The organism is Butyricicoccus sp. AM05-1 (assembly GCF_003474415.1).
Taxonomy (GTDB): domain Bacteria; phylum Bacillota; class Clostridia; order Oscillospirales; family Butyricicoccaceae; genus Agathobaculum; species Agathobaculum butyriciproducens.
Genome location: NZ_QUDG01000012.1, coordinates 1 through 11,795, shown reverse-complemented (window position 1 = coordinate 11,795; position 11,795 = coordinate 1). Strand labels below are relative to the sequence as shown.

General features: G+C 54.9%; 8 protein-coding genes. 2 read left to right on the top strand and 6 right to left on the bottom strand.

Going from position 1 to position 11,795, the window contains the following annotated elements; genetic code table 11:
* Window positions 1–57: 57 nt before the first annotated feature.
* Window positions 58–189, bottom strand: a complete 132-nt coding sequence (locus DW088_RS16575) for a hypothetical protein (RefSeq protein ID WP_279217339.1) — start codon at window positions 187–189, stop codon at window positions 58–60.
* Between the two features lie 17 nt (window positions 190–206).
* Here DW088_RS16575 and DW088_RS16090 point away from each other — a divergent pair, with 17 nt between their 5' ends.
* Window positions 207–365, top strand: coding sequence for a hypothetical protein (locus tag DW088_RS16090; RefSeq protein WP_199720442.1), 159 nt, complete (start codon window positions 207–209; stop codon window positions 363–365).
* A 254-nt stretch (window positions 366–619) separates the two neighbouring features.
* Here DW088_RS16090 and DW088_RS13385 read toward each other — a convergent pair whose 3' ends face one another.
* The 4 genes from DW088_RS13385 to DW088_RS13370 all read right to left on the bottom strand — a co-directional run bounded on the left by DW088_RS13385 (window position 620) and on the right by DW088_RS13370 (window position 6,372).
* On the bottom strand, window positions 620–2,065 hold the full coding sequence (locus tag DW088_RS13385; protein WP_118361288.1) for a TrkH family potassium uptake protein: 1,446 nt from the start codon (window positions 2,063–2,065) through the stop codon (window positions 620–622).
* Window positions 2,062–3,432: a Trk system potassium transporter TrkA gene (gene trkA, locus DW088_RS13380; RefSeq protein WP_118361286.1), complete on the bottom strand. Its 1,371-nt coding sequence runs from the start codon at window positions 3,430–3,432 to the stop codon at window positions 2,062–2,064. Before trkA ends, DW088_RS13385 begins: the two co-directional genes overlap by 4 nt.
* 241 nt (window positions 3,433–3,673) lie before the next feature.
* Window positions 3,674–4,522 (bottom strand): hypothetical protein, encoded by an 849-nt coding sequence (locus tag DW088_RS13375; RefSeq protein ID WP_118361284.1) that lies wholly within the window; start codon window positions 4,520–4,522, stop codon window positions 3,674–3,676.
* Window positions 4,523–4,644: 122 nt separating this feature from the next.
* The gene (locus tag DW088_RS13370) at window positions 4,645–6,372 is read right to left on the bottom strand and encodes a phospho-sugar mutase (RefSeq protein WP_118361282.1); all 1,728 of its coding nucleotides are present in this window, start codon (window positions 6,370–6,372) and stop codon (window positions 4,645–4,647) included.
* Window positions 6,373–6,702: 330 nt separating this feature from the next.
* On the opposite strand from DW088_RS13370, the gene DW088_RS13365 reads away from it, so the two are divergent.
* Window positions 6,703–9,282, top strand: a complete 2,580-nt coding sequence (locus DW088_RS13365) for a X2-like carbohydrate binding domain-containing protein (RefSeq protein WP_158574703.1) — start codon at window positions 6,703–6,705, stop codon at window positions 9,280–9,282.
* Window positions 9,283–9,540: 258 nt separating this feature from the next.
* Here the strand turns inward: DW088_RS13365 and DW088_RS13360 are convergent.
* Window positions 9,541–11,795, bottom strand: a 2,255-nt coding sequence (locus tag DW088_RS13360; protein WP_207663034.1) for a hypothetical protein, incomplete at its 5' end; no start/stop codon positions are given.

Genomic DNA, 11,795 nt, shown 5'->3' with positions numbered 1-11,795 from the left:
CACAGAAGTTATCAACAGGCTGTGGATAAAATGCGGTAAAAAAACACCCCGGTTTTGTCAGGTGACAAAACCGGGGTGAAAGGCGCAGCCGTACTTTTCCGCCAGTGCGCGGAACCGTGCGGGCAGAGCACGGATGCGTGCGGCACTGCTTTCGTTTGCGCGTATGCTGCTCGAGCAGGCAGACATCATGCAGGAGCACTTCGGGCGTGGGCCGAAAGCGCGTGCCTAAGTTCTGCGTGTCATGTCAGCACTATTCGTTTGCGGTGAACGCATTCGACGAGGTTGTCAAGGAGTATGACGCGGACCGGTACGGTTTTACCCTGCGGGAAACACAGACCGGAAGTGCATCACGCTCGATGAACTGAAACCCTATCCGTATCTGATTTTTGAGCAGGGAGACCGCAATTCCTTTTATTTTTCCGAGGAACTGCTCAGCATGCTCGATATGCCGAAAACCATTATGTTACCCAAAGAGATAGATACCCCTGAGTAACCGGAAAACCCCATCTCGACATATTCTGCTGCGATGATTCAGGTGTGTCGGTGGAGCACCGGAACGATTCGTGGTCGTTCAACATCGCAAAAGCCGCTAAACGGTATACGTTTAGCGGCAGTTTTTTTATCGGTTTCTTCGCCACGTTTCCGGCGCAAACAGCAGAAGCATGGGGAACAGCTCCAGACGACCGGCGAGCATATCGAAAGTCAGCACGATTTTACTCAGCGGGTGCAGTGCACCGAAGTTGGCTGCCGGACCGACCTGATTGAGTCCCGGACCGACGTTATTGATGCAGGTAACAACCGAGGTGAAGCTGGTTACCATATCCTCACAGTGCAGGCTGACAATGAGGATGGAAGTGGCAATGACGATCAGATATGCCACAAGAAAGGCGTTGACCGAGCGCATGACCTCATGCTGGACGCGCTGTCCGTCCATTTTATGCACGCGCACCAGACGCGGATGAATCAGCGACATCATTTCCTTCTTTACGCCCTTGAACAGCAGCAGGATGCGCGAGCATTTCACGCCGCCGCCGGTAGAACCGGCACACGCGCCGATGAACATCAGCAGCACGATCAGCAGCTTGCTGAATGCGGGCCACTGGTTAAAGTCCACGGTTGAAAAACCGGTGGTCGTGATGATAGACGCAACCTGAAACAGGGAATGGTGAAAGCTCTCGCGCAGCGAACTGAAGCAGCCGCGCACGTTGAAGGCGATCAGCGTGGTAAATACGGCAATCACGCCGAGGTACACGCGAATCTCCTCGATTTTGAATAATTGCTTGAATTTACGGGTCAAAAGCAGAAAATACGCGTTGAAATTGATACCGAAAAGGATCATAAAGACCGAGATGACATTCTGCAGGTAGGCGCTGTCGTAGTGCGCGATGGAATCATTCCAGTTGCCGAAGCCGCCGGTGCCTGCCGTGCCGAGCGAAACGCAGATGGCGTCGAACATCGGCATGCCGCCGAGCAGCAGCAGAATAATCTGCAGAACGGTCAGTCCAAAGTAAATCGCGTACAGGATAAGCGCGGTATCGCGCATGTGCGGCGATATTTTGGAGACCGAGGGTCCCGGGCTTTCCGCGCGCATCAGATAAATGGTCTGACCGCCTGCCAGCGGCAGGACGATCAGCATGAACACCAGAATGCCCATGCCGCCGACCCAGTGCATCAGGCAGCGCCATAGCATAGAGGCATGCGAAAGCGCCTCCACATCGCCGAGAATGGTAGCGCCGGTGGTGGTGAAGCCGGATGCGGCCTCGAAAATCGCATCTACCGCGAACGGAATCTCGCGGCTGAGCACGAACGGCAGGGCACCTGTCACGGCCAGCACCAGCCAGCACAGCGCGACGGCCACAAAGCCTTCGCGTGCGTAAAACTTGGTGTTTTTCGGCTTATATTCACACAGAATGCCTGCACCGACCATACAAATCAGTGCAGTGGCGATATAGGCGGGCAGCTCGGGTTCACGGTAAATGACCGCGGTAAACGCGGGCAGCAGCAGGAACAGGGACTCAATGCCCATCAGCCAGCCGATCAGATAGCGGACGATTGCGAAATTCATCTTTCGCGCCCTCTGGTTGTCGGCAGGAAGATATCCTGAAGGTCGTTCATGCCCTCGAAGGTGGAAACGACGATAACCGTATCGCCTTCATGCAGCACATCGTGGCCGCGCGGAATGATACGCTTGCCCTTGCGGTTGATGCAGCACAGCAGAACATCCGGACGAATCGGCATATCCTGCAGGGGAACGCCGGTGAGGTGGTGCGCCGCAACACGAAATTCAAGCGCTTCTGCACCGTCCAGCTGATGCAGGGTCTCCACGTTGGAGCCCATCGAGTTCTGCATGGCGCGGGTGTACTGGCTGATCAGCTCGGCGGTGGTCTGCTTGGGGCGAATCACCTTGCCGATCGGCATGCTGGCAATGACTTCCTCAAAGTTCACACGGTTGACCTTGGTGAACAGCTTCGCACGGGAATGACGGCCGGCGTGCAGCGCAAGCAGGATGTTCTCCTCGTCCATGCCGGTGAGCGCCGCAAACGCCTCGCAGGTTGCCAGACCCTCCTCGTCGAGCAGGTCGCGGTCGGTGCCGTCGCCGTAGATGATGGTCGCGTTCGGGAGCATTTCGGACAGTGCTTCGCAGCGTTCCAGTTTGTTTTCGATAATCTTGACTGCAATGCCGGAATCCAGCAGGATTTTCGCAAGAAAGTACGAGATTTTGCCGCCGCCGACCAGCATCGCGGAGGAAATGCGCTTGACCGGCAGACCGACCTTCTCGAAAAATTCGTTCTGCTCGTGCGGCGGAATGATGACGGTGATGTTATCGTTCTCGTGCAGGATGAAGTCGCCCTTCGGAATATAGGTCTGACCGTCGCGGCGGACCATGCACAGCAGCACGTCCGTGCGGAGCAGAGGATTGACCTCGCAGACCGCCATGCCGTCCAGGCGGGACTCGTGCGGAATTGTGAGGTCGAGCAGCTCGATACGTCCGCGGGCAAACGTGCTGACGCGGATGGCCGACGGGAATCGGATCAGACGCGAAACAACACGCGCGGTGGACAGCTCGGGGTTGATGACCATCGAAATACCCAGCTCATCGCGGATAAAGCCGAGGTCGGATACATATTCCGGATCGCGCACACGCGCAATGGCGTGGCAGCCGGATGCTTTACGAGCGATCAGGCAGGAAAGCAGGTTGATTTCGTCATGGGTGGTAACGGCGATGAGCAGGTCGGTATCCTGCACGCCGGCTTCACGCAGAACGTGATAGCTGGTGCCGCTGCCCTTTACTGTAGCAAGGTCGTACATATTGGAAAGCTCGTTCAGCCGGCGTTCGGACAGGTCAATCAGTGTCAGGTCGTGTCCGGCCGCGCTGAGCTGTCCTGCCAGCTCCGAGCCGACTTTGCCGCAGCCTACAATAATGATGCGCATAGCGCACCTCCGATCTATTTCTCTATAGCTGTGCTCTGTTGACACAGTCTTGATACGCATATAGCGATTATAGCTGTTTGACCGAGAAAAAGCAATATCCAGACAGGAATTTTGCAGGAGTTTAGCGGAAAACCGACAAATAGGGAGAAATGGTCGGTGTATAGCTGATAATGTATGTCCGAAAAAAGGAAAAACCACCCGAACGGGTGGTTTTCACTGCGGGTTAAAGTTCCGCGACAGGTTACTTAAACTGTGTATAAGTGGTATCGCTTGCGTAGCCGTCGCTGTCGGTCTGGTGCATGGAGACCAGATTGCCGTTATCATCAAAGGTACGGGTATCGGTTGAGAGGGTGCCGCCTTCGATGGTCGAGCGGGTGGTCTGCGTTTTGCCGTCCACCGAGTACACGGTGAGCACCTCGAGCACGATGCCGCTCTCGTCTACGGTGACCGACTGGATGAGCCGTCCCTGACTGTCATAACGGTTGTCGGTGGAGGAGGTGATATTGTCCTCGCCCTCGTAGGTGCGGGAGGACAGCACATCACCGTTGGTGTTCATGCCCATGCGGACGACCATCAGCTCGTTGCCGTCTGCGTCGTAAACCGTGTTGACGGCAGAGGACTGACCGTTGTCAACCTCGGTGTAAACCGTCTCGGAGGAGGCCGAAAGTTCGCCGTCCTCGTAGTTTTCCGTGCGCAGAACGCGGTTTTTGTCGTCATAGCTGCGGCGATACTCCGAGGTGGAGTTGTTGGTCTTGTCGGTGGTGACAGCATCCGTACAGTTGCCGTTGTCGTCGTAGGTGTAGTCCGTGTAGGTGAAATTAAGCGGTTCTTCCTCGCCTTCCACGGTCTGCATGGTGTAGGAGCGGAAGGTGCTGCCGTCCTTGTCATGGCAGTTGACCGTGTAGCTGCGGTTGCCTTCCTCCGTGCGCAGCTCCAGTTCATAGGAGGCAGCACGCGGCAGAACGGAAGCCAGCTGTGTCGGTACCTGCTCCATCACGGCAATACGGCATGCAGGCGTGCGGTCATACGCGATGGTGGCACCAAGCACGATGACCGTGCTTACAATACAGGAAATAATGCGTTTGATCATATTTTTGTTCCCCTAAAATAATTAAGGTATAATAATTTTGGTAATCAAGGTGATTCCGGAAAAATGCAGCCGAACCGGAATTCGGCTGCATTCAGCGTTGCTGGATTTTTACTGCAGATGGCTTACTTTACGATTTCCTTCGCTGCAGCGGTCAGAGCCTCGACCTTTTCTGCGGCCTCGGCCTTGTTCTCGCCCTTGGCCATGATGTAAACCTTGACCTTCGGCTCGGTGCCGGACGGACGGATGATAAAGGTCGTGCCGCCTTCCAGCTCGTAGTACATCACGTTCTGACCCTTGAGCTCCATCGGCTCGGACTTGCCGTCTGCCATGCAGGTGCGGGTGCCCGGCATGTAATCGCGGGTGTAATCGACCTTGTGGGTGCCGATCTGGGTCAGCGGCTTGTCGCGCAGCTCCTGCATGAGCTCCTTCATGCGCTGCAGGCCGGAAACACCCGGCATAACGATCGAAATGGTCTGTTCGCAGTAGTAGCCGTACTTTTCGTACATCTCTTCCATTGCGTCGTACAGGGTCTTGCCCTGGGTACGGTAGTAAGCCGCCATCTCGGCGATCAGCATGGAAGCGGTAACGGCATCCTTGTCGCGGGCATAATCGCCGCACAGGTAGCCGTAGGATTCCTCAAACGCGAAAATGTACTCGTGCGAGCCGTCCTGCTCGAATTGCTTGATCTTCTCGGCAAGGAACTTGAAGCCGGTGAAGGTGTCGAAGCACTCAACGCCGTTCTTTTCAGCCGCCGCGCGTGCCATCTCGGTGGTAACGATGGATTTGAGCACCGCCGGATGGGCAGGCATGGTGTTCGTCAGCTTCTTTGCGGTGATGATGTAATCGGTGAGCAGCACACCGACCTGATTGCCGGACAGGGTGACATACTCGCCAGACTTGTCCTTGAGGACGATGCCGGTGCGGTCGGAGTCCGGGTCGGTGCCGATGATCAGATCAACATCGTTCTGCTTTGCCAGCTCGATGGCGAGCGTAAAGCCTTCTTTGTACTCCGGATTCGGGTTTTTAACGGTCGGGAAGTCGCCGTCGATCTTCATCTGCTCCGGCTCACAGATAATGTGCTTGTAACCCAGGCGGCGCAGGATCTCGGGAACCAGACGGTAGCCGGCACCGTGGAACGGCGTGTACACCAACTTGAACTCATCGGCAACCTGCTTTACGCAGTCCGGATTTACCGCAACCTTAATAACCTCGCCGAGATAAGCCTCGTCGGTCTCCTTAGACAGAATACGGATCAGACCGTTTTTGACGGACTCATCGTAGTCTGCAGTTTTTACACCGGTGAAGATATCGGTCTTTGCCATTTCGTTGGCAACCACGTCTGCCTCGGCCGGAGGAAGCTGTGCGCCGTCCTCCCAGTAAACCTTGTAGCCGTTGTACTCCTTCGGGTTGTGGGAAGCCGTGATGTTGATGCCTGCGATGCAGCCGTAGTGACGGACAGCGAAGGACAGCTCCGGGGTCGGACGCAGCTCATCGAACAGCAGCGACTGGATGCCGTTTGCGGCCATGATGCACGCAGACTGCTTGGCGAACTCGGCCGAGAAATGGCGGGAGTCGTATGCAATGGCAACACCACGGTCCATTGCGGCCTGACCATTCGATACGATCAGGTTTGCCAGACCCTGTGCAGCCTGACCGACGGTAAAGCGGTTCATGCGGTTGAGGCCGACGCCCAGTACACCGCGCAGACCGGCCGTGCCGAACGACAGCGGCGCAAAGAAACGGCTTTCGATCTCTTCCTGATTATCTGCAACAGCAGCCAGCTCGGCATGCTCGTCCGCAGAGAGGGCAGAGCAGTCCAGCCAACGCTTGTATTCCGACATATAATCCATTGGTATCACCTCATCGTGTTAGTTGGCGCATCGCCGCTTTCAACCGACGGATTGCCACTATCTAAATTATACAATATCCGGCTGTCAATGCAAGGGGTTTTGCGCGAATTTGTGAAAAGATTCCATGAAGCGGAGTAATGATATACAAAACAGCAGAGCAGAAATTGTACGTTCTGTGAGAATACCGGAAAATTCTGCGAAAATGTGAAACCAAAACCGGCAGCGGGCCGTCTCTTTAGACAAAAGCCCTGTCTCGAGATAAAAATAACAGTACACAAATAAACAAAAGAATGGTAGAATAAAGGTAAATTATAATAAGAGGTGATAGCTTTGAAAAAAGTCCTTTCCGCCGTACTGACAGCGGCGCTGCTGGTCAGTACCGTGCCGGCTGCCTTTGCGGCTTCGGATATTGATGGCCACTGGGCAAAGTCCTACATTACCGAGCTGCATGAAAACGGCATTATCAATCCGTCTGCCAGCACGGGCAACTACGGCCCGGATGACAAGGTAACGCGCTGGGAGTTCATGCGATACATCAACCGCGCGTTCGGTTTTACCGAAAAGGCGGATATCAGCTTCTCGGATGTCAATTCGAGCGATGTTTTCTACGAAACCGTGCAGATTGCGGTCAAGCAGGGTTATATCAACGGTGTCGGCAACAACCGTATGGCGCCGGAGGGCACGCTGACCCGTGAGCAGGCAGCAACCATCCTCGGCCGACTGCACAAGTACACGCCGACGGCTAACCTGTCTGCGCTGGATATGTTCTCTGATCGGGCCAAGCTGAGCGATTACAGCAAATCCTACGTTGCGGAAGCGGTCAAGCAGGGTTATATCAACGGCTACACGAACGGTACCTTTAAGCCGCAGGGCACGCTCAGCCGAGGCGAAATCGCCAAAATGCTGTACGGCTATATGGGCACCCCGCTGAATAAGAACGGCAACGTGTACTCGCAGGCTACGCTCAAGAGCGATACCAAAAACGTTACGATTTCCGTACCGTGCACGCTGGCCGATGCGGATATCAAGGGCAATCTGTACATCACCGAGGGCGTTCTGGCGGGCAATGTAACGCTTGAGGATGTCACCGTTGCGGGCGATATCATCGTCAGTGGCGGCAATGTAACGCTGGACGGTGTTTCCGCACTCGAGATGGTCGTCTCCAATCCGACCGGACTGACCCCGCAGGTCATTGCGACCGGCAACACCAACATCGGCACCACCGAGGTAAAAACCTCTGCGACGCTGACCGAGAGCAATCTGGCAGCGACTGCAGGCGGCTTCTCCGATCTTAAAATGAACGGCAGCAGCGTCAGTCTGACGCTGGATGCAGCTGTCTGGGACGTTGCCAATGAGCAGACCGGCACCATCCTGACGACCGGCAGCACCTCCATCAGCACGCTTACCGCAAACGGCAGAACCACCGTCACCGGCGGCGGCTCGGTCCAGAAGGCGGTGCTCAACGCCAACGGCTGTGAGCTGACCATGCAGCCGACCAGCGTTGAGCTGGCGAGCGGCGTTACCGCGAAGATTGCAGGCAAGGATGTTGCGGCGTCCACCAGCGTTTCGGTTTCTCCGTCCACGCTGTCCATTGACGTGAATAACAAGGACGCGATCGCGTTCTCCTACGAGTTCACCTTCAACGCGGACAAGAACGATCTGACCCGTGTTTCGGTCAACGGCACCAATCTCAAGCAGGGCACGGATTACAACCTGCTGAGCGATAAGAACGGCATCCGTGTGTACAAAACCTATCTGTCCACGCTCAAGGCGGGCACCTACACCGCAGAGCTGACCTTTGAGGACGGCTCCAAGGCAGCCATCGGTCTGGCGGTCAGCAACTCGGCGCAGAGCGCAGTCAGCCCGAGCCAGATTACCTTTGATAAGTACGAGCAGTCCGCAAACCATGCCGATCAGACGGTAAACGTCGTTCTTCCGGCGGGCACGCGTCTGGATTCCGTCAAAATCGGCAGTACGGTGCTCGAGCGCGGCACGGATTACACCTATAATGCAACGAATGGCACGATTCGTCTGCTCAAGGAGACGCTTGCCAAGAAGAGCAAGGGCACTTATACGGTTACATTCGTACCCAATCAGGGTTCGTCCTTTACCTGCTCGCTGAGCGTGGTAGATACCGCGCCGGTGAACGAAGTACAGCCGTCCGCGATCGATTTTGACGCGAACACCTCGTCCGGCGGATACGCCGATCTGGTGGTAACGCTTAACATGGTAGACGGTGCAAAGCTCAAGAATATCCGCTCGAACGGCAAGACGCTCGAGGAGAACTGGCAGTACAAGATCGAGGGCAGCAAGGTCACGATCAACAAGTCTGCGGTTGCGGAATTCGGCAAGAGCGGCGCATCCTACGCGGATTTCGTTTTTGTGATGAGCAAGGGTCAAAGCCCGACGCTGCGTGTCAACTACGTTACCACTTACGCGCTGACGGCTTCCGTGGTCGATGATCTCGGTCTGCCGATTTCGGGTGCGTCCGTCACCTTCACGCCTTCGGACGCGGAGAGCGGCACGGCAGCGCAGACGCTGACCACCGGCTCAGGCGGCACGGCAACCGTTTATGTCAAGCGCGGCTCGTACGTTGTAACGGCAATGCATTCGCGCTTTACCGCGGCGGTTACGCAGACGGTCAAAATCTCTGCAGGCCGCACGGTCAAGCTGACCGGCGAGATTCTCGAGAATGTACAGCTAGTTGTCACCAACGCGTACGGCGCACCGCTGTCCGGTGCGGTTGTCACGGTTGGCGGCAAGAGCATCACCACCGGCACGGACGGCACGGCGTCGTTCAGCCTCAAGCGCGGCAGCTATGTGGCGCAGGTGGCGTGCACCGGCTACTCCGCACAGAGCGTACAGCTTTCCGTAACCGATTCGATTCGTGAGCGCGTACAGCTCAAGTAATTTCTCAAAAATGCAAGCCGCCCGGTTTTCCGGGCGGCTTTTTTGTGCGCTTTTACAGGCGGATGAGGGATAGGGCGTAAGGGCGTCAGAACGGCGCACAGCGGCTTGCGGTTGGGGTGCGATAGGGAAAATAGGGGCGGCCTGCGGCACGGCGCAGAGCGGCGGCAGACCGCTGGTGGGTGAGGGGATAAGAAAACCCCCGAGGAGATTTTCCTCGGGGGTTCCTTTTACGTAAAGTCGAATCGCGGGATTCGGAGATTACTGCTCGATATTGCTGTCGTCAGCAACGAAGATAGCGATGATAGACTTGGAGATATCGTCATTGTCGTATACTGCAACAAAGTTAGCCTTATCGCTGATACCATCGTGAACTACATCGGTCTCAGCAACAGTCTTGTTGTCGTCAGCGTCAACGTAGATAACCTTAACATCGTCGTCAACAGCAACGGTCTTCGAGTTGGTCTTAGCCAGCAGGTCAGCCTTGGTATTGTAGTAGGTCAGGATAGAAGCAGCCTCATACTCACCAGCGAAGCCCTTGAATGCGTTAGATGCGTTTGCAACATTCAGATTCAGAGTGCTGTCTGCGTAACGAGCATAGATCTTGATATCGCTGGTAGCGTATACGTTGTCAGAAGCCAGATCAAATGCAACCAGATCACCCTTCTTAAGGGTTTCGTTGCCAGCACCCTCGATCAGAACGGTCTTCGGGGTATCGGTGCTGTCATCAACAGTGAAGGAAGTGTAGGTGTCGTCACCGTTCTTAACAGTGCCGTTCTCGCTGGATACGATACCGTAAACGGTGTCAGAAGAAGCACCGGACGGCTTCTTATCCAGTTCTACATATGCAACTGCGATCTTGGAATCGTCGAGCATGGTAGAAATGTGGTAAGTGCCGGACGCAACCTTGATGGTATCCAGATTACGAACATTGTAGGAGTACCAGTCAGAACCCTTCTTAACGAATACAACTGCGTCAGTAGCGGTTACCTTCTTGGAGCCGCCGTTAGCCGCGGTTGCAAAGGACTTGGTATCCTTGTCATAAACAACATCGTTAGAAGCGGATACGGTCTTAACCAGATCACTGATTGCGGTAATCTTGATCTTGCCATTGGAAACATCGGTATACTTGATCAGCTTGCCAGCGGTCAGTTCGGTATCTTCATTGGCAGTCGAGATGGAATCCTTATGAACCTCAACGGTTACTTCGGAGCCGTCAGCCTTCATGATCGCAACCTTCAGCGGGTTGATCTTATCATTCAGAGTGCCGTCAGAGGTCTCAACAACAGCGTAGTTCTTGGTGCCCTCGGTAACCATCTCAGCGCCGTATACCATGCCATTGATCATGTACAGGGTAACAGTCTCGCCGATCTGATTTGCAAAGGAATCAGTAAAGTCGCTGTCGATGGTCTTGGACAGAGTCTCGCCGGCAATCTTATAGGTCTTGCCGTCTACGGTAACCTTCTTGGTGCCGTTGTAGCCGGTGATCTTGCCTTCAACAGTCTCTGCCTTCTTAACGATAGAGTAAGCAGAAGAATCGGTTGCAGTAGAGTTGTACAGAGTGGTAACAACAACGATGTCGTCCTTCTTAACATCGGAGTAAATGTCGTTGTCTTCCTTCTTCAGCTGACCAACACGGTTGTTGATAGAAACCTTGTCGGTGTTTACAGCGGTAACGCGAGCCAGCTTGGACTCAACAACGTAAGCCTTTACAATGTCGCCGTCATCGTTGCAAACAAACTTGATGGTGTCAGAAGATACAGCCGACAGATTCGAGAACAGAGTTGCCATCTGAGCAGCAGTCTTTTCTTCGCTCAGAGTCTTCTTGTCAGCACCGTAGTTGATATTCAGGTACTCGTAGTCCTTGGCAGCCTTAGCTACGTCATGGTTCTTATCGTCGAAACGAACAGTACCAGCGTCCTTCTGGGACTGCAGGTCATCCTTGGTGATGTTGTAAACCTTGGTAGTACCGGTTACGTATACGCCATAGATGGTGTCCTTCTTGTCCGGCTTGTTAGCGGTGCCGCCAGTAGCATCCTTGTACAGTACGGAAACTTCCTCGCCGATGTAGGAGAGGTCCAGCTTGCTGTACTTGAAGTCAGCGTTAGCCTTTGCAACGTCCTTGCCGTCCGGAGTGCCGTTTACACGGATCAGACCGGTGTCCAGACCGCAAACGTCCTCGTTGCCTTCAAAGGTACCAACCCACTTCTGCAGGCCCATGTACTTCTCGCCGATGGTCGGGTTGTAGTCGTTGCCAATACCGGTAACCAGCTTCATGTTGGTGTACTCGCCATCGCGCAGAACTACGGTGTAAGCAAATACTGCATTGTAGATCAGCTGTGCAGCGTACTGACGCGGGCAAGCGGAAGTGAAGGAAGTGTTAACGTCCTCCAGCAGACCGTTCTCGTCAGCCAGTGCGTTGGTCTTGGCTGCCCAACCGGTGCCTACCAGACCAGCCTTCTGAGCGTTGTAACCCAGGGTTACGAGCAGCATCTTAGCTGCTTCCTGAGCGCTTA

Excerpts from the sequence above, each read along its gene's own strand:
- DW088_RS16575 (WP_279217339.1), bottom strand. The coding sequence starts at position 189 with ATGATGTCTGCCTGCTCGAGCAGCATACGCGCAAACGAAAGCAGTGCC.
- DW088_RS13385 (WP_118361288.1), bottom strand. The coding sequence starts at position 2,065 with ATGAATTTCGCAATCGTCCGCTATCTGATCGGCTGGCTGATGGGCATT.
- trkA (WP_118361286.1), bottom strand. The coding sequence starts at position 3,432 with ATGCGCATCATTATTGTAGGCTGCGGCAAAGTCGGCTCGGAGCTGGCA.
- DW088_RS13375 (WP_118361284.1), bottom strand. The coding sequence starts at position 4,522 with ATGATCAAACGCATTATTTCCTGTATTGTAAGCACGGTCATCGTGCTT.
- DW088_RS13370 (WP_118361282.1), bottom strand. The coding sequence starts at position 6,372 with ATGGATTATATGTCGGAATACAAGCGTTGGCTGGACTGCTCTGCCCTC.